19 protein-coding genes and 2 tRNA genes are annotated in these 16,975 nt (G+C 37.8%); 19 read left to right on the top strand and 2 right to left on the bottom strand.

The window, feature by feature from the left end; genetic code table 11:
• Positions 1 to 7 precede the first annotated feature (7 nt).
• The 12 genes from atpD to AB3I20_RS06995 all read left to right on the top strand — a co-directional run bounded on the left by atpD (position 8) and on the right by AB3I20_RS06995 (position 6,570).
• Positions 8 to 1,414, top strand: coding sequence for a F0F1 ATP synthase subunit beta (gene atpD, locus AB3I20_RS07050; protein ID WP_067483770.1), 1,407 nt, complete (start codon positions 8 to 10; stop codon positions 1,412 to 1,414).
• Between the two features lie 13 nt (positions 1,415 to 1,427).
• Positions 1,428 to 1,850, top strand: a complete 423-nt coding sequence (locus tag AB3I20_RS07045) for a F0F1 ATP synthase subunit epsilon (RefSeq protein WP_067483772.1) — start codon at positions 1,428 to 1,430, stop codon at positions 1,848 to 1,850.
• A 180-nt stretch (positions 1,851 to 2,030) separates the two neighbouring features.
• On the top strand, positions 2,031 to 2,264 hold the full coding sequence (locus AB3I20_RS07040; protein WP_368027145.1) for a DUF1146 family protein: 234 nt from the start codon (positions 2,031 to 2,033) through the stop codon (positions 2,262 to 2,264).
• Between the two features lie 96 nt (positions 2,265 to 2,360).
• Positions 2,361 to 3,662 (top strand): UDP-N-acetylglucosamine 1-carboxyvinyltransferase, encoded by a 1,302-nt coding sequence (murA, locus tag AB3I20_RS07035; RefSeq protein ID WP_067483776.1) that lies wholly within the window; start codon positions 2,361 to 2,363, stop codon positions 3,660 to 3,662.
• A gap of 12 nt (positions 3,663 to 3,674) precedes the next feature.
• The gene (locus tag AB3I20_RS07030) at positions 3,675 to 3,851 is read left to right on the top strand and encodes a DNA-directed RNA polymerase subunit beta (protein WP_067483778.1); all 177 of its coding nucleotides are present in this window, start codon (positions 3,675 to 3,677) and stop codon (positions 3,849 to 3,851) included.
• A gap of 70 nt (positions 3,852 to 3,921) precedes the next feature.
• Positions 3,922 to 4,194: a membrane protein insertion efficiency factor YidD gene (gene yidD / locus AB3I20_RS07025; RefSeq protein WP_067483780.1), complete on the top strand. Its 273-nt coding sequence runs from the start codon at positions 3,922 to 3,924 to the stop codon at positions 4,192 to 4,194.
• Positions 4,195 to 4,242: 48 nt separating this feature from the next.
• The gene (locus AB3I20_RS07020) at positions 4,243 to 4,704 is read left to right on the top strand and encodes an N-acetyltransferase (protein ID WP_086270627.1); all 462 of its coding nucleotides are present in this window, start codon (positions 4,243 to 4,245) and stop codon (positions 4,702 to 4,704) included.
• An 89-nt stretch (positions 4,705 to 4,793) separates the two neighbouring features.
• A complete protein-coding gene (locus tag AB3I20_RS07015) occupies positions 4,794 to 5,678 on the top strand; it encodes an ROK family protein (protein ID WP_368027130.1) in 885 nt (294 codons plus the stop codon).
• Positions 5,679 to 5,778: 100 nt separating this feature from the next.
• Complete coding sequence (locus AB3I20_RS07010) at positions 5,779 to 6,015, top strand: DUF2969 domain-containing protein (protein ID WP_172843719.1); 237 nt, start codon at positions 5,779 to 5,781, stop codon at positions 6,013 to 6,015.
• Positions 6,016 to 6,102: 87 nt separating this feature from the next.
• Positions 6,103 to 6,183, top strand: a tRNA-Tyr gene (locus tag AB3I20_RS07005).
• Positions 6,184 to 6,192: 9 nt separating this feature from the next.
• Positions 6,193 to 6,264 (top strand) — tRNA-Gln (locus AB3I20_RS07000).
• 135 nt (positions 6,265 to 6,399) lie between these two features.
• The gene (locus tag AB3I20_RS06995; protein WP_086270628.1) at positions 6,400 to 6,570 is read left to right on the top strand and encodes a hypothetical protein; all 171 of its coding nucleotides are present in this window, start codon (positions 6,400 to 6,402) and stop codon (positions 6,568 to 6,570) included.
• A 51-nt stretch (positions 6,571 to 6,621) separates the two neighbouring features.
• On the opposite strand, the gene AB3I20_RS06990 is transcribed toward AB3I20_RS06995, so the two are convergent.
• On the bottom strand, positions 6,622 to 7,230 hold the full coding sequence (locus AB3I20_RS06990) for a TetR/AcrR family transcriptional regulator (protein ID WP_067483786.1): 609 nt from the start codon (positions 7,228 to 7,230) through the stop codon (positions 6,622 to 6,624).
• A gap of 176 nt (positions 7,231 to 7,406) precedes the next feature.
• Between AB3I20_RS06990 and AB3I20_RS06985 the strand changes: the two genes are divergently transcribed.
• Positions 7,407 to 11,648, top strand: a complete 4,242-nt coding sequence (locus AB3I20_RS06985; RefSeq protein ID WP_368027129.1) for an acyl-CoA dehydratase activase-related protein — start codon at positions 7,407 to 7,409, stop codon at positions 11,646 to 11,648.
• 181 nt (positions 11,649 to 11,829) lie between these two features.
• On the top strand, positions 11,830 to 12,537 hold the full coding sequence (locus tag AB3I20_RS06980) for a GntR family transcriptional regulator (RefSeq protein ID WP_067483789.1): 708 nt from the start codon (positions 11,830 to 11,832) through the stop codon (positions 12,535 to 12,537).
• A 44-nt stretch (positions 12,538 to 12,581) separates the two neighbouring features.
• On the opposite strand, the gene AB3I20_RS06975 is transcribed toward AB3I20_RS06980, so the two are convergent.
• Positions 12,582 to 13,229 (bottom strand): YigZ family protein, encoded by a 648-nt coding sequence (locus AB3I20_RS06975; RefSeq protein ID WP_067483791.1) that lies wholly within the window; start codon positions 13,227 to 13,229, stop codon positions 12,582 to 12,584.
• Positions 13,230 to 13,360: 131 nt separating this feature from the next.
• Between AB3I20_RS06975 and AB3I20_RS06970 the strand changes: the two genes are divergently transcribed.
• From AB3I20_RS06970 to raiA, 5 genes are all read left to right on the top strand, one after another.
• Positions 13,361 to 13,648 carry a hypothetical protein gene (locus AB3I20_RS06970; protein ID WP_067483793.1) on the top strand — a complete coding sequence of 96 codons (288 nt, stop codon included), beginning with the start codon at positions 13,361 to 13,363 and terminating at the stop codon, positions 13,646 to 13,648.
• Between the two features lie 107 nt (positions 13,649 to 13,755).
• Positions 13,756 to 14,079 (top strand): PTS sugar transporter subunit IIB, encoded by a 324-nt coding sequence (locus AB3I20_RS06965; RefSeq protein WP_067483795.1) that lies wholly within the window; start codon positions 13,756 to 13,758, stop codon positions 14,077 to 14,079.
• Positions 14,080 to 14,167: 88 nt separating this feature from the next.
• A complete protein-coding gene (locus AB3I20_RS06960; protein WP_368027128.1) occupies positions 14,168 to 15,484 on the top strand; it encodes a DEAD/DEAH box helicase in 1,317 nt (438 codons plus the stop codon).
• A 320-nt stretch (positions 15,485 to 15,804) separates the two neighbouring features.
• Positions 15,805 to 16,188 carry a ComF family protein gene (locus AB3I20_RS06955; protein WP_368027127.1) on the top strand — a complete coding sequence of 128 codons (384 nt, stop codon included), beginning with the start codon at positions 15,805 to 15,807 and terminating at the stop codon, positions 16,186 to 16,188.
• 137 nt (positions 16,189 to 16,325) lie between these two features.
• The gene (gene raiA, locus AB3I20_RS06950) at positions 16,326 to 16,880 is read left to right on the top strand and encodes a ribosome-associated translation inhibitor RaiA (protein WP_067483801.1); all 555 of its coding nucleotides are present in this window, start codon (positions 16,326 to 16,328) and stop codon (positions 16,878 to 16,880) included.
• The last annotated feature ends 95 nt before the right edge of the window (positions 16,881 to 16,975 follow it).

The following is a 16,975-nucleotide window of genomic DNA, read 5'->3' as shown; positions in this document are numbered from 1 at the left end:
AAAAAAGATGAGTTCAGGCAAGATTGTTCAAGTAATCGGTCCCGTTGTCGACGTGGAATTTTCTTTAGACCAATCCTTACCAGATATCAACAACGCTTTAGTTGTTTATAAAAAAGATGAGAAAAAATCAAAAGTTGTTCTTGAAGCAACCCTAGAACTAGGTGACGGTGTAATCCGTACGATTGCGATGGAATCAACAGACGGTTTACAAAGAGGGATGGAAGTTGTCGATACAGGCAAAGCAATCTCTGTTCCAGTTGGTAAAGAAACATTAGGTCGCGTATTCAACGTATTAGGGGATACAATTGATTTAGAAAAACCTTTCCCAGAAGATGCTGAAAGAAGCGAAATTCATAAAAAAGCACCTAATTTTGATGAATTAAGCACAAGTACTGAGATTTTAGAAACAGGGATCAAAGTTATTGACTTATTAGCTCCTTACCTTAAAGGTGGGAAAGTTGGTTTGTTCGGTGGTGCCGGTGTTGGTAAAACCGTACTGATCCAAGAATTGATCCACAATATCGCACAAGAACATGGTGGTATTTCTGTGTTTACCGGTGTTGGTGAACGTACACGTGAAGGGAACGACCTTTACTATGAAATGAAAGATTCTGGCGTTATTGAAAAAACAGCGATGGTGTTTGGACAAATGAATGAGCCACCAGGTGCGCGTATGCGTGTTGCCTTGACTGGTTTAACAATTGCTGAATACTTCCGTGATGTTGAAGGTCAAGACGTATTACTATTTATTGATAATATTTTCCGTTTCACACAAGCTGGTTCAGAAGTATCTGCCTTACTTGGCCGTATGCCTTCTGCCGTTGGTTACCAACCAACTTTAGCAACAGAAATGGGTCAATTACAAGAACGTATTACTTCAACGAAAAAAGGTTCAATCACTTCCATCCAAGCAATCTATGTACCAGCCGATGACTATACTGACCCTGCGCCAGCTACAACATTTGCTCACTTAGATGCAACGACCAACTTGGAACGTAAATTAACTGAACAAGGGATTTATCCAGCGGTAGATCCACTTGCATCATCTTCAAGTGCACTTGCACCGGAAATCGTTGGGGAAGAACACTATAAAGTCGCTACTGAAGTCCAACACGTTTTACAACGTTACCGTGAATTGCAAGATATCATTGCAATCTTAGGGATGGATGAATTATCTGATCAAGAAAAAGTTTTAGTTTCTCGTGCACGTCGAATTCAATTCTTCTTGTCACAAAACTTTAACGTTGCAGAACAATTTACTGGTCTTCCAGGATCATACGTTCCTGTTGAAGAAACAGTTAAAGGTTTCCGTGAAATCTTGGAAGGTAAATATGACGATCTTCCTGAAGAAGCATTCCGAAGCGTAGGTCGAATTGAAGATGTCGTTGAAAAAGCGAAAAAACTAGGCTACTAGAAAGGGGTGCCCCATGGATCAATTTTTAACAGTTAATGTGGTAACACCTGACGGCTTGGTCTATGATCACCATGCAGCAATTGTCGTTGCACGTACAACTGCTGGAGAATTGGGGATTTTACCGAAACATGCTCCAATTATCGTTCCTTTAGCCATTGATGAAGTTCGCATCAAAAGAACGGACTCTGATACGCACGTTGACTGGATTGCCGTTAACGGAGGAATCATGGAAGTTCGTGATAATCTAGTTTCAATCGTCGCAGATACTGCGGAACGTGAGCGCGATATTGATGTTTCTCGTGCTGAAAGAGCAAAACAACGAGCAGAACGCCAAATCGAAGAAGCAAAACAAAAAGAAGATACGAATGAATTGAAACGTGCAACTGTTGCATTACACCGTGCAATCAATCGGATTAATGTTTCTAAGCACACGTAGATTCAAATGAACTTATTTTTTGATAAAAACTGTGCCAAAGTCAGTCCTTGATTTTGGCACAGTTTTTTTAATTGCATTTATTTTATGTAAAAAAGGCACAGTTATTTTTCCTTTTAGAAAATTTATGGTATTATCGTTTTATTGAGTTTACAGTAAATAGATGCAAGAAAGGACGTTATGATGCAAGTCTATGGAATTGACGCGATTATTCGAATGGTGAGTCATTTAGCGTTTATTTATTTAGCTTTTTGGTCTTTGCGTTCTTTGCGTACAGAAACGTTTTTTAAATATATGCAGAATACTACGCAAATCAGAATGGTAATTGTCTTTTTTTCAATTTTTTTAGGATACACTGCCAGTAATTTTTTTCTAGAAATCATAGCGTTATGTCGGAATCTTTTTGTTAGTATCTAATTTCAAAAAAGGGTACTATTTTAAAAGAAGAAATGCTATAATAAAAAAGATTTTGAGTAAGAGTATGCTCATTGGAATTTTTTTGGGGGGAACAACATGGAAGAGATCATCGTACAAGGTGGCAATCAATTAACAGGAACTGTCAAAATTGAAGGAGCTAAAAATGCTGTATTACCAATTTTAGCTGCTAGTTTATTAGCGGAAGAAGGAACAACAACATTAACAAATGTTCCAATTCTTTCAGATGTATTTACAATGAATCAAGTGATTCGTCATTTGAATGTAGATGTTGACTTTGATGAAGATCAAAATCAAGTGACACTTAATGCGTCAAGACAATTAGAAATCGAAGCGCCTTATGAATATGTTAGTCAAATGCGCGCATCAATCGTTGTTATGGGCCCATTGTTAGCCAGAAATGGTCATGCAAAAGTGGCAATGCCTGGTGGCTGTGCCATTGGCAAACGCCCAATTGATTTGCATTTAAAAGGATTTCAAGCGCTAGGCGCAAAGATTATCCAAAAAAACGGTTATATCGAAGCAATCGCTGATGAATTGATTGGTAATACTATCTACCTAGACTTTCCAAGTGTAGGTGCAACACAAAATATCATGATGGCTGCTGTGAAAGCAAAAGGTACGACGATTATCGAAAACGTTGCTCGTGAACCCGAAATTGTTGACTTAGCAAATATCTTAAATAAAATGGGTGCCAATATTTATGGTGCTGGTACAGAAACAATGCGTATTGAAGGTGTGGAGCATTTACATGCAGTGACACATTCAATCGTTCAAGACCGTATTGAAGCAGGAACATTCATGGTCGCCGCAGCAATGACAGAAGGAAATGTTTTAATTGCTGATGCAATCTCTGAACACAATCGTCCTTTGATTTCTAAGTTAACAGAAATGGGTGCGACGATTACAGATGAAGAAGGCGGCGTTCGTGTTGTTGGACCAAAACATGTATTACCAACTGACGTGAAAACAATGCCTCATCCTGGCTTTCCAACAGATATGCAAGCACAAATGACAGCCATTCAAATGGTTGCTGAAGGCACAAGTGTCGTAACTGAAACAGTCTTTGAAAATCGTTTCCAACATTTAGAAGAAATGCGTCGTATGAATGCGCACGTTAAAATTGATGGGAATGTTGCAATGATTGAAGGGGCACATGAATTACAAGGTGCAGAAGTATATGCTACGGATCTACGTGCTGCTGCTGCGTTGATTTTAGCTGGATTAAAAGCAAATGGTGTGACACGTGTTCGTAATTTGAAATATTTAGATCGTGGCTATTATAATTTCCATTTGAAATTACAACAACTTGGTGCAAATGTTGAACGTGTTGAAATGGATCAAACACCAACAGAAAAAACTGCACAAACTATCGCTTAAGGACGTGTTTGAATGAGTAACCATCGTTATATTTTAGTCAGTTTGATGAAGATTTTAATTGTAATCATCTTACTTTTTCTTCTTTTTATTGCCGGTACAATGATTGGTTACGGCGTAATCGGTGGCGGAAATCCTTTCCGAGTTTTCCAACTTGATTTGTGGCTTCATATTCGAGACTTTTTTAACTGAGATCTAAGGGGGTGTGGCAAACTTTTGTCGCAGCTCCTTTTTACATAGAATGATTAGTGAGGCAGAGTAGATGAAAAAATTTCTGATTTATTTAGTAAGAGGCTATCAACGATTCATTTCGCCAGCATTTCCACCGAGCTGTCGGTATTATCCAACGTGTTCGAATTACATGATCCGTGCGATTCAAGTACATGGGGCTGTGAAAGGAACATTGATGGGAACAGCACGAATTTTACGTTGTCATCCTTTTGTAAGAGGGGGCATTGACTATGTGCCAAAGAACTTTAAATTAACAAGGAATACAGTCGACAAAGAACAGCCAGATTATGAAGGAAAAGAGTAAAAGGGAAAAGTTTACTCTTTTTTGTCGTTGAAAGGAGAAAGGTTACCGATGATCGAGCAATTAAAACCAAATGAACTTCCTTGGGATTTGCTATTGGATGCAGATCCTGAAAAAGAAAAAGTTCTTGCTTATCTTGAGCAAGGAGAAGGAATTGTTTGGAAAGATAATGGAGAAACGCTAGGGGTCTTGATTTTTGTCGCAACAAAAAACGAATTTGAAATCATGAATGTTGCAGTAGCACCACAAAGTCAGGGAAAAGGAATCGGTGGCTTATTATTAGAAGCTGCATTCCGACAAATCATTGAAGAGGTAGATAGCCAAACACAAATCATCATTCGTACAGGCAGCATTACTTCTGCTGCTCTACATTTGTATCAAAAGAAGGGCTTTAGCGAAATTTCCCGAGAAAAGGATTATTTTATCAAAAACTATGTAGAGCCCATTTATGAAGAAGGTATTCGATTAAGAGATCAAGTGACCTTAGCCAGAACGATTCAATCGCTTCGCTAGAATTCCCTAACCATTTACGGAAAAGGCTTTCAAAAATATAAGGATTGTTTTACAATATTTTTAGGAAGCAAAAAGGAGCGAAAATAGTTATGGGAATTCTTGTATTTGATTTTGGTGGTTCGGCAGTAAAATATGGTTATTGGAATGGCCATCAGTTAGAAGCAACCAACCAATTTCCAACACCTGGTACTTGGGAAGAAATGAAACAAAAATTAAGTGAAACATACCAAGCGTTTGCTGAAACAAACGCAATTGAAGGCATTGGTATCAGCGCTCCCGGTGTGGTTAACAGTGAGCATCAAATTATTGAGGGAATTAGTGCGATTCCTTATATTCACGGATTTAATATTTTTAAAGAATTAGAAGAATTATTTGGATTACCAATTACCATTGAAAATGATGCGAATTGTGCTGGAATGGCAGAATTTTATGAAGGTGCAGCGCGCAATTACCAAGATGTTGCATTTGTTGTTATTGGGACAGGAATTGGTGGTGCAATGTTTACGAAGGGACAAATGAACAAAGGTGCTCATCTTTATGGTGGCGAGTTCGGGATGATGTTTTTAGATGGTGATCAAACATTCAGCCGCTTAGGAACTGCTGTGCAGATGGCTTGGCGTTATTGTGAACGTTTAGGTTTAGACAAGATGACCTATTCTGGAAAAGAAGTATTTCAACTGGCTGAATCAGGTGATGTGATTGCACAAGAAGAAGTGGAAAAATTTTATGATTACTTGGCAAAAGGACTGTTCAGTATTCAGTTTTCATTTGATCCAGAAGTGATTGTGCTCGGTGGTGGGATCTCTGCAAAAGAGGGGCTGATTGACGAATTGAATCAACGTATTGAAAAATTAATGGACAAGTTGGATCTACACGATTTTGTTCCAGAAATCTTATTATGTGACTATCGAAATGATGCAAATTTAGTTGGCGCTGCTGCGAATTACTATGCTCGAAGTCAAAGAGAAGCATGAAAACGAAAAGAAATGAAACAAAAGAATGATTGTATGCCCTGTTGAGTAAACAGGGTATATTTTATTGTGGAGAGTATGCTAAAATAGGTGGGAGGTGAGAATGATGTCAAAAAAGAATAAAGATATTGAAGTACGAGTAGAAGAAATCCAAAAAGTAATTAATGGCAAAAATTATGAGGTTACTCAGTTATTTATTGGTAAAAAAAATATTGGTGAAATTTTAGCATATGGCCCAAAAGAATTCGAAATATTTTTCGGTGAAGAGGATTTTGGGAAAGAAAAAAGTCTTGAAAATGCGATAGAAACAGTAATTCGCCATTGGAATTTACAAGACTAAAAAAATATCAAAAAAGTTTTCAATAAAGGGTTGCAAAAATCTGTGAAATTAGGTATTATAACTAAGTCAGGTTGATACAGACCTTTCGGAGGAGTAGCGAAGTGGCTAAACGCGACGGACTGTAAATCCGTTCCTTAGGGTTCAGTGGTTCGAATCCACTCTCCTCCATTTTTTTATTGGGGTATAGCCAAGCGGTAAGGCAAGGGACTTTGACTCCCTCATGCGTTGGTTCGAATCCAGCTACCCCAGTTATGAAATGGACGTTTACGAGATAACAGTTTCTGTTATCTCGTTTTTTTTTTGCTTACAGTGTCTTGCTTCTTGAAGTATTTGAAGAATTAGGCTAGAGTTAAATTAGGCACTTAAATGGAAAGGGTGAAGAGAATGAAATGGAAAGAAAAAGTCGATGAAACTGCTGAGAAAATATATGATTTGGTTAAATCCGGAAAATATGATGTAGAAGTCGGACTTCCAAAAAATGCAAAAAAAGCAGTCCAAATCAAGTCAAAACGTCCAACCAATCATACGAAAAAATGGTTAGCAAAAAACCGCTAATAATAACAAAAAACTGCCAAACGCTAAAAAAAGCGGCTTGGCAGTTTTTTGTTATCTTTCGACTTCGATTCCTAATACAGTTAGGTGACCGTTTCCTACTAATTTTACGACTAAAGCAGCCAATTGTTCTGCCGACATGTTCGTGTCACTAGTAATCCACCAGTGAAGAGTCCCGATAAAAATCGAAGTCATGTATTCGATGATAAAATCGATGGGCACTTCAAGTTCATTTTCTGTAATTTTCAAGCGATTGAAGATGTTTGCGTATTTATTGTATAAAAGTTCTTCTAGTTTTTTACGCAAAAGCTCGTTGGATGAACCGTCCATGATGGTCAAAAAGAAAGCTTTTCTTTCTTGGATATTTTTGTAAATATTCGTCAGTGCAGCAATGATTTGTTTGACTTTGATCCGGTTGCCATGAACAAGTTGTTCCAAATCTAACACAGAGGTAAAGGCGTTGATCGCCATTTCAAAAATTTGTTCGTAGAGATCTTGTTTGTCTTTAAAATGAGCATAAAAGGTCGCACGATTAATCATTGCTTCATCGGCAATATCTTGCACGGTCACGTTATCATATCCTTTTTCTTCCACCAAGCGAATAAATGCCTCGATAATCATTTTGTGTGTTCGCTTCACTCGAAGATCAATTTTCTTAACCATAAAAAATTCCTCACTTGTTATTCGACATTTTTGATTTGTTTGTTGCTTATCTCACAAATAGGGGGTGTTTGCCAGTTGCAAAACCAATAAATTGTTCCTAAAATATACATAAGTAGTATAACAGACACTTTGTTAGATAATCAACAAACTGTCTGTTTGAGGAGGGTGAAGAACAGATGAACTTACGAGCGGGAATTGACGTTGGGTCTACGACTGTCAAATTAGTATTACTAGATGAACGAAATCAAACAATTTTTTCTAAATATGAACGTCATTATTCAGATGTCAAGAAAGCAACAGCTAAGACTTTACGTGAAGCACAAGCCTTGGTTCAAAACCAACCAATTGCAATGGCAATTACTGGATCAGGCGGTATGGGACTTGCCGATGTATTGAACATTCCTTTTGTTCAGGAGGTGATTGCGTGTACACGCACGGTCGAAGAAATAATTCCTGAAACAGATGTGGCGATTGAATTAGGTGGAGAAGATGCGAAAATTACTTTTTTTGAAGGTGCACTGGAACAACGTATGAATGGTAGCTGTGCTGGCGGGACAGGTGCATTTATTGACCAAATGGCTGTTTTGTTGAAAACTGATTCAAATGGTGTGAATGAGCTAGCCAAGGAATATCGGCAAATCTACCCGATTGCTTCACGGTGTGGCGTGTTCGCTAAAACGGATGTACAGCCATTGATCAATGAAGGAGCAGATAAAGCGGATATTGCAGCGAGTATTTTTCAAGCTGTAGTAAATCAAACAATTGCTGGATTGGCAGCTGGACGAAAAATTAAAGGCAAAGTGGCATTTTTAGGTGGTCCACTGTACTTTATGTCAGAATTACGCAAACGATTTGTTGAAACGTTAGACATTGCGCCAGAAAATGTCATTTTTCCAGAAAATCCGCAGTTATTTGTGGCAATGGGTGCCGCGTTTTACGCTGAAGAAGCACGAGTGACGACAATTGAGTCTTTACTTGATGCTTTGGAAAATGGTAATCAAGCACAATTGACCCCGTCAACTACGTTAGCTCCGTTGTTCGAAGAAGAGGCAGATTTGACCGCTTTTCGCGAGCGTCATGCACAAGCGACTGCTTCAGAAAAATTACTTTCAGAACATCATGGTGTAGCATTTTTAGGAATCGATGCAGGTTCAACAACGACAAAAGTTACCTTGATTAATGAAGAAGGGGAGATTCTCTTTTCTTTCTATGGTAATAATGAAGGCCAGCCTTTAGAAACAACGATGAAAGTGCTAAAAGAATTATACAGTCAATTACCAGAAGACGTTTTTATCGGAAAAGCAGCAGCAACAGGTTATGGCGAATTATTGATCAAGAATGCTTTAAAAGTTGATATTGGTGAAGTGGAAACGATGGCGCATTACAAAGCGGCAAATTTTTTCCAACCTGGTGTTGATTTTATTTTAGATATTGGTGGTCAAGATATGAAAGCCATGACGATCAAAGATGGTGTGCTTTCTTCAATCCAATTAAATGAAGCCTGCTCTTCTGGCTGTGGTTCATTTATTGAAACATTTGCTAAATCATTGAATTATGATGTACGAGATTTTGCGAAAGCTGCAGTGGAATCCAAAGCACCAGTTGATTTAGGTTCTCGCTGTACAGTCTTTATGAATTCGAAAGTGAAGCAAGTTCAAAAAGAAGGTGCATCTGTAGGAGATATTTCTGCTGGGTTGTCTTATTCTGTTATCAAAAATGCTATTTATAAAGTAATTAAGATTCGTAGACCAGAAGATCTTGGCGAAAAAATTGTTTGCCAAGGTGGAACTTTTTATAACGAAGCGGTGTTGCGCGCATTTGAATTGATTAGTGGACGCGAAGTTGTTCGTCCCTCAATTGCTGGACTGATGGGGGCTTACGGAGCAGCGCTGATTGCCATGGAAAATTATGCGTTAGGTGAAGAAAGCACCATTTTGTCAGAAGAAGAGCTTGATCACTTTACTGCAGAAAAGGAATTTACGCATTGCGGTTTGTGTGAAAATAACTGTATGTTAACAGTTACGTTATTTTCTGATGGTCGCCAATTTATCACGGGAAATCGCTGTGAACGTGGCGCTCGAATCAAGATCAAGAAGGAAGATAAAAAAGTTAACCTAGTCGATTATAAGTATCGTCGTTTGTTTAAATACCGTCCATTACGTAAGAAAGAAGCAGTCAATGGTGTGATTGGTATCCCTCGAGTCTTAAATATGTATGAAAACTATCCTTTGTGGCATACTTTTTTCACTGATTTAGGATTCAGAGTAGAATTATCCCCACGCTCAAACAAAGAATTATACGAGCAAGGAATGGAAACAATTCCAAGTGACACAGCGTGTTATCCAGCTAAAATCACACACGGGCATATTCAAGCAATGATTGATGCAGGTATTCCACGAATTTTCTATCCAGGCGTTGTCTTTGAACGACAAGAATCAACTGAAGCGGATAATCATTTCAACTGTCCCATTGTCCAAAGTTATCCAGATGTTATTAAAAATAATGTGGATGACATTCGCGATGGTAAAGTTGATTATCGGAATCCATTTATCAACTTAGCGAACGAATCGGCAGTAGCAAAAGTCTTACATCAAACTTTTGCGGATTTTGATTTTTCGGAAGAACAGATTGCGAAAGCGTTGCATCATGGGTATGAAGAATTAGCAACGTTTAAGGAAGATATTCAGAAAAAAGGTGAAGAAACCTTATTGATGTTGAATCAAAAAAATGAGCGGGGAATTGTTATCTCAGGTCGTCCCTATCATTTAGATCCAGAAATCAATCATGGAATCTCAGAAGTAATTACGCAAGAAGGTTTCCATGTCTTGACAGAAGACAGCATTTCTCATTTAGGTGACGTTGGGAATTTACGCGTCGTGAATCAATGGGTGTACCACTCACGGCTATATGCGGCTGCACGAGTTGTTGCAAAATCAAAAAATCTTGAATTAGTTCAATTGAATTCATTTGGTTGTGGCTTAGATGCCGTAACAACAGACCAAGTCGAAGAAATCATGGAGCAATATGGAAAAATCTATACAGTTCTAAAAATTGATGAAGGTGCAAACCTCGGAGCAATTCGTATTCGGTTACGATCCTTAAAAGCAGCAGTCAATGAACGAGTCAAGCAAAATTTTGTTCCAGTCAAACGATTTGAAGAACCAGAAAAAATCGTCTTTACAAAAGAAATGAAAGAAAAACATACTTTATTGTTGCCAATGCTTAGCCCAATTCACCAATCTGGCTTAGTTGATGTCGCGTTAAACGCTTCTGGTTACAATGTTGTCTGCTTACCAGCAGAGGATAATGAAGCAATCAATGTTGGACTGAAATACGTGAACAATGATGCGTGTTATCCAGCAATCATCTCCATTGGTCAACTAGTGGAAGCCTTGGAAAGTGGTAAGTACGATTTGGAAAATACAAGTGTGATGATGACTCAAACTGGTGGTGGCTGTCGTGCGACAAACTATATTCCATTACTTAGAAAAGCGTTGAATGATGCTGGATTTGGAAATATTCCAGTTGTTTCAGTCTCAATGGGGAACAAAGGGGTTGAATCAAACCCTGGATTTAAATTCACGTTTCCAATGTTGAAACGTTTGGCGATTGCCTTTTTATATGGTGATTTGTTTGAAAGAGTCGTCTATCGTACGCGCCCTTACGAGTTAGAAAAAGGGACAGTTGATCGGTTACATGAAGAATGGCTACAACGAGTTGAAAAAAATGTTCGGAATGGCTCCTTAACGTTGTTTAATAGCAATATGAAAAAAATTGTCAAAGCATTTGATACCTTACCGATTTCTGATGTGAAAAAGCCAAAAGTCGGAGTCGTTGGAGAAATATTAGTTAAGTATTCTCCAACTGCTAATAACGATATTGTTCGCTTACTCGAAGCAGAAGGTGCAGAAGCGGTCGTTCCTGATATTGTTGGTTTTATGAACTATTCCTTATACAACCAAATTTGGAAATATGAAAATCTTGGGATGGCTAAACAAAGTAAGTTGCTCGCGCAATTTGCGATTCGGATGATTGAAATGATTGAAAAACCAATGGATAAAGCCTTGAGAAAATCAGAACGATTTGATGGAATCCAGTCAATTCAAGACTTAGCAGAAGATGCAAGTAAAATTTTGTCCATTGGAAATCAGACAGGTGAAGGTTGGTTCTTAACAGGAGAAATGATTGAACTGTTGAAGCATGATGTGAATAACATTGTTTGTATGCAACCATTTGGCTGTTTGCCTAACCACGTAGTTGGGAAAGGAGTCATCAAAGAATTGCGTCGTCAATACCCTAAAGCAAATATTGCAGCGATTGATTATGATCCGGGCGTTTCGATTGTCAATCAATTAAATCGCATTCGTTTAATGATGGCAACAGCTAATAAAACATTAGCAAAAGAAACGATCTCCTAAACAACTTAACTGTACCAAAAATAAAAGAGGAAAGAGTAGGTTTAAAACTTACTTTTTCCTCTTTTTCTTAAGGAAAACAAGCTGAATGGTTTCAATTACCTAACGGAGAAAATCCTTTTTTTGTTGAGAATCAGGTATATACCAGTTATAATAAAGAAAACGAAAGGAAGGATGAAATCAGATGTCAAATCAGTTACCCGTATATATACAAATTCATGATCAATTAAAAAATGAGATTGAACAAGGGGTCTGGAAAATCGGTGACCGCCTTCCCTCTGAAAGAGAATTGGCTGTGAAATTTAATGTGAGTCGAATGACTTTGCGCCAAGCAATCCAAAATTTAGCAGATGAAGGGATCTTAGAGAGAAAAATTGGTTCTGGGACTTATGTTGCGCGTGAAAAAGTTCAAGAGAAAATGTCTGGAACAACTAGTTTCACCGAAATTATGGAGTCACAAAATCGAGTACCTTCTAGTCGAACGGTTTCTTATTTCTTAACATCACCTAGTTCAAGTGAGATGGAAAAATTACAATTAGAGAAAGAGGACGTGATTCTTCGAATGGAGCGCATTCGTTATGCAGATAACGTGCCAATCTGTTTTGAAGTTGCTAGTATTCCACAGAAAATCATTGACGGCTATAGCAAATCAGAAATTACAGAATCTTTGTATCGAACGTTAGAAGAAAAAGGTGGAAAGAAAATTGGGCATGCAAACCAAACGATTTCTGCTATGTTAGCTTCAGAGCAGATTTCTGAATACTTAGAAGTCAAACGTGGGGACGCAGTTCTACGATTACGACAAGTTTCTTATTTTGAAGAAGGAACACCGTTTGAATACGTACGTACGCAATATGTTGGTAACCGATTTGAATTTTACCTAGAAAAATAAAACAAGCTGAAACAATTCGTTGTTTCAGCTTGTTTTATTTTTGCTTATTTTTTATTTAGTGTGATGAGTTTTTCGTGATAAGAAATTGGTCCTTTTTCAAAAGTGACTTGTCCATTCAATAGTTCAGTGACAGTTGCTTTAAACTGTGAGATGTCTGTTTCATCAACCATACAAACAACAATTACTTGATCAGTATAACGAGTTTCCTTGACAGTCACTTGTTGTAGCTCAAGAAAATTTTCTAGCTTTCCTAATTGAGGATAGGTAATGGCAACGGCGAGTTCTTGTTGTAAGGTACCTTCAACAATACCAACCTCAGTTAGACCGTGAGAAACAGCCTGTGTGTAAGCACGAATCAGTCCACCAGCACCTAATTTGATACCACCAAAATAACGTGTGACAACGGCAACGACATTGATGAGTTCATTCTTTTTTAAAACTTCAAGCATGGGGATGCCAGCTGTTCCGCTTGGCTCTCCGTCATCACTACTGCGTTGAATCTCACTTTTGTCACCAATGACAAAAGCACTACAGTTATGATTTGCTTTCCAGTGTTCCTTCTTGACTGCTTGGATAAACGTTTTGGCTTCTTCTTCAGTCGTCACGCGTTTAAAGGAACAAATAAATCGGGATTTTTTTATTTCAATTTCACTTTGGCCATCTTCTTTGACCGTTAGATAACGTTCAATCATTGTTTTACCTCATTTCAAATGAAGAGTTACTTTCTTTAGTATATGAAAAATCTTTTGATGTTTCAACTTCCGAAATGGTTGCGCAAATGCTGGACTATGCGATAATAAAGGAAAGGTAGGTGAAGTTGGGAATGAAAGAACGTGTGAAAAAATATGATGCTATAACCCACTACATAAAAAATAATGGTGGTTCGCAAATTACTTTGACGTTTACTCAAATGGATGAGTTGTTATTTCCTAACAGTGGGCTTCCAAAGTCTGCCAGACAGACTACGGATTGGTGGGCAAATGATTACCGTCATCCGGAAAAAGGTGCTTACGGTTGGTTGAATGCAGGGTATGAAGTTGTTGTTGTTAATTTGGCAAAGGAATATATCGTGTTCAATCAATTAGTAAAATCAAGTTGGTTATTCGATTAGTTAACCGTATTCAGAAAACGTTGACAATTGTTATCTTTTAGCTATAATAGGTTCATAGGGACGAGAAAGCGGTTACGTTCCTTGGCTTAGAAAAGGGGAGATTAACAATGTCAAAAAAAACAATTATGCTTGTCTGTTCAGCTGGTATGAGTACGAGCTTATTAGTAACTAAAATGGAAAAAGCTGCGGAAGCACAAGGGTTAGATACAGACATCTTTGCAGTATCAGCTTCTGATGCAGATAATCATTTAGCAAGCAAAGACGTTGATGTTTTATTATTAGGCCCACAAGTTCGCTTTATGAAAGGCGATTTTGAAAAGCGTGTTGAGCCAAAAGGAATTCCATTAGATATCATCAACATGGCTGATTACGGTATGATGAATGGTGAAAAAGTGTTACAACAAGCTTTGACATTAATTGGTGATAAATAAAGAGTACTGACGAATTAAAAAGTGTGAGGTTTTTTCATTTTGAAAATGCCTCGCACTTTTTTTGCGTATCTTTTTTTAGGGAAGCAAAATGCCATATAAAACAGTTTGGGGAAGGCGACTATTAACGAGAGAAGTCGCCCAACTACCAAAAGAAATACTGAACCAAGCCACCTATCAACGAATTGTAGGTATAGTAAAACAAAATAAACAGATTGTTTGTCAACGATGTGGAAGAACTACGCAGCAACAAGAAGCCAAGCTAAATGAAGAAGACTATTATTGCCCACATTGTTTGCTTTTGGGGCGAAACGATACGACCCAAGAATTATGGCTGTTTGAACAGCCATCACTGTTTCCACGCCAAATAGTTTTTACTTGGGAGAAAACATTGACGACAGAACAAGCCAAAATCGCTCATCGTTTGACTACGCAGGTAACGGATCATCATTTAATCTGGGCAGTGACCGGTGCTGGTAAAACAGAAATCCTGTATCCACTTCTGCAATTGTTGCTAGCAACTGGGAAACGAGTTGCGATTGCTTCACCGCGGGTGGACGTGTGCCAGGAACTATGGCTACGTTTTACTGCAGTTTTTCCAGAAGAAAAAATCATTTTACTTCATGGCAAACAGCAGATTCCCTATGCGTTTAGTTCCTTCGTTATTTGTACGACTCATCAGTTGTATCGTTTTTACCATGCGTTTGATTTGCTAGTGGTTGATGAAATTGATGCGTTTCCTTATGTTATCGATCAAGGACTTCGGTATGCAACAGAAACAGCAAAGAAACCTGAGGGACAATTGATTTATTTGACGGCAACACCGGATGAACGTCTGTTAAAAGAAATCAAACGAACGTTTCAGATTCATTACTTACCTCTGCGTTTTCATCAACGATTGTTACCTGAGCCTCGACTCATTTTCTGGAGTAATTGGCGCCGATGCTTAAACAAACGAAAAAAAATGGAACCATTAATCAAAGCAATCCAAAAACTAGTAAAAAAAAATCATGTCTTATTGTTTTGTCCAAGTATTGAGTTGATGAATGAGTTGCAAATGAAATTAGCAGAATGGTTACCAACAATTAAAATTTCATCTGTATCTTCAAAAGATGAAAAGCGTCCAGAGAAAGTACAAGCGATGCGGCAGCAAAAATATGATGTGCTTTTAACTACTATGATTCTTGAACGAGGTGTTACCTTCGAAAATATTTCAGTTATTGTTTTAGGGGCAGAACATGAAGTTTTTACGAAATCTTCATTGGTCCAAATTGCTGGTCGAGCTGATCGCAAGGGAGAATTCAGTAATAGTCAAGTCTGTTTCTTTTATCATGAAAAAACGAGTGCAATCAAAAAAGCGGTGAAAGAAATCAAAAGGATGAACAAAGCGGGGAAACTCTTACAATGAAATGCTGCTATTGTCAAAAATCAATCATTAAAAATTTAACCATTAAGGAACTTCTTCAACCGAAAAAATCGAGTGAACTTTGTTGGCAATGTGCCAAACTATTTACTCCTTTGTCCACAGTAAACAGTTGTGATGGTTGCCAAAAAAGTTTGTTAGAGAGTGAGAAACAATTTGCACAAAGTCAAAAAACATTTTGCACGGATTGTCTTTACTGGAAAAATCGTTACCCGACATATGATTTTTGCCATAGAAGTTTTTTTCAATATGATGAAGCGATGCAAGCTTGGTTCCAACAATACAAGTTTATTGGAGATGTTCGCTTGGCTAAAACGTTTGAAAAGCAGTGGCAAAGTTTACCAAAAAGATTTCCGGATTATCTTTTTTGTCCGATTCCATTATCAAATGAGCGGTTGGCACAACGTGGATTTAATCAAGTGAGTCAGATGTTGACCGAGGCTAGGGTAACTTTTCAGTCATTGCTTGACCGGGTCAAACATCAGTCGACTCAAACACAACATTCTCGGGAAGAAAGACTGGCAATGCCTCAGCCGTTCGCTTTACGTGTTGAGCCGGAGCAAATCAAGCAATGTAAAATTTTATTGATTGATGATGTGTATACAACAGGACAGACGTTATTTCATGCTGCGGCTTGTCTTGCAGAGCATCAACCAACTAAAATTCGGACGTTTTCTTTAGCACGATAAAAGAAAAACTAAAAAATACGTGAAATTGGTAGCGATTTAGTTTGCAAATAGATTAGAGTTCGATATAATATAAATAAGAAGAGGGAAAGAGTGGTCCTTCTCCTTCTTGATTGTGGTAGACGAAAGGGGTAATTTTTATGTTTAGATATAATGTACGCGGCGAAAATATCGAAGTAACTGAAGCGATTCGTGACTATGTTGAAAAAAAAGTAGGCAAGTTAGAACGTTATTTCAGTGATGCACCCGATGCTACAGCCCATGTAAACTTAAAAGTTTATACTGAAAAAACAGCAAAAGTGGAAGTAACGATTCCATTACCTTATCTTGTATTACGTGCGGAAGAAACTTCACCAGATTTATATGCAAGTATTGATTTGGTTGTTGATAAATTAGAACGTCAAATTCGCAAATTTAAAACAAAAATCAACCGCAAATCTCGTGAAACGGGCATGAATACTGCAAGTGCTGCAGTATTATTCAATGAAGAAAACGGTGAAGGCGAAAACGAATCTGAATTAGATATCGTTCGTACAAAACGTTTGTCATTGAAACCAATGGATAGTGAAGAAGCTGTCTTACAAATGAATATGTTAGGACACAATTTCTTTATCTTTGAAGATGCTGAAACCAATGGTACAAGTATCGTTTACCGTCGTAAAGATGGAAAATACGGTTTAATTGAAACTGACTAAAAATAACTATTTTTTAAACCCTTGTGGTGTCTGATTAGATACCACAAGGGTTTTTTTACATAAAGAAGCTGTATTTTTATTAAGAATAAAGAAGT

This window comes from Enterococcus sp. C50 (genome assembly GCF_040887505.1).
Lineage (GTDB): Bacteria > Bacillota > Bacilli > Lactobacillales > Enterococcaceae > Enterococcus_B > Enterococcus_B thailandicus.
This window is presented reverse-complemented; position numbering and strand designations above follow the sequence as displayed.

Excerpts from the sequence above, each read along its gene's own strand:
- atpD (WP_067483770.1), top strand. The coding sequence starts at position 8 with ATGAGTTCAGGCAAGATTGTTCAAGTAATCGGTCCCGTTGTCGACGTG.
- AB3I20_RS07045 (WP_067483772.1), top strand. The coding sequence starts at position 1,428 with ATGGATCAATTTTTAACAGTTAATGTGGTAACACCTGACGGCTTGGTC.
- AB3I20_RS07040 (WP_368027145.1), top strand. The coding sequence starts at position 2,031 with ATGCAAGTCTATGGAATTGACGCGATTATTCGAATGGTGAGTCATTTA.
- murA (WP_067483776.1), top strand. The coding sequence starts at position 2,361 with ATGGAAGAGATCATCGTACAAGGTGGCAATCAATTAACAGGAACTGTC.
- AB3I20_RS07030 (WP_067483778.1), top strand. The coding sequence starts at position 3,675 with ATGAGTAACCATCGTTATATTTTAGTCAGTTTGATGAAGATTTTAATT.
- yidD (WP_067483780.1), top strand. The coding sequence starts at position 3,922 with ATGAAAAAATTTCTGATTTATTTAGTAAGAGGCTATCAACGATTCATT.
- AB3I20_RS07020 (WP_086270627.1), top strand. The coding sequence starts at position 4,243 with ATGATCGAGCAATTAAAACCAAATGAACTTCCTTGGGATTTGCTATTG.
- AB3I20_RS07015 (WP_368027130.1), top strand. The coding sequence starts at position 4,794 with ATGGGAATTCTTGTATTTGATTTTGGTGGTTCGGCAGTAAAATATGGT.
- AB3I20_RS07010 (WP_172843719.1), top strand. The coding sequence starts at position 5,779 with ATGATGTCAAAAAAGAATAAAGATATTGAAGTACGAGTAGAAGAAATC.
- AB3I20_RS06995 (WP_086270628.1), top strand. The coding sequence starts at position 6,400 with ATGAAATGGAAAGAAAAAGTCGATGAAACTGCTGAGAAAATATATGAT.
- AB3I20_RS06990 (WP_067483786.1), bottom strand. The coding sequence starts at position 7,230 with ATGGTTAAGAAAATTGATCTTCGAGTGAAGCGAACACACAAAATGATT.
- AB3I20_RS06985 (WP_368027129.1), top strand. The coding sequence starts at position 7,407 with ATGAACTTACGAGCGGGAATTGACGTTGGGTCTACGACTGTCAAATTA.
- AB3I20_RS06980 (WP_067483789.1), top strand. The coding sequence starts at position 11,830 with ATGTCAAATCAGTTACCCGTATATATACAAATTCATGATCAATTAAAA.
- AB3I20_RS06975 (WP_067483791.1), bottom strand. The coding sequence starts at position 13,229 with ATGATTGAACGTTATCTAACGGTCAAAGAAGATGGCCAAAGTGAAATT.
- AB3I20_RS06970 (WP_067483793.1), top strand. The coding sequence starts at position 13,361 with ATGAAAGAACGTGTGAAAAAATATGATGCTATAACCCACTACATAAAA.
- AB3I20_RS06965 (WP_067483795.1), top strand. The coding sequence starts at position 13,756 with ATGTCAAAAAAAACAATTATGCTTGTCTGTTCAGCTGGTATGAGTACG.
- AB3I20_RS06960 (WP_368027128.1), top strand. The coding sequence starts at position 14,168 with ATGCCATATAAAACAGTTTGGGGAAGGCGACTATTAACGAGAGAAGTC.
- raiA (WP_067483801.1), top strand. The coding sequence starts at position 16,326 with ATGTTTAGATATAATGTACGCGGCGAAAATATCGAAGTAACTGAAGCG.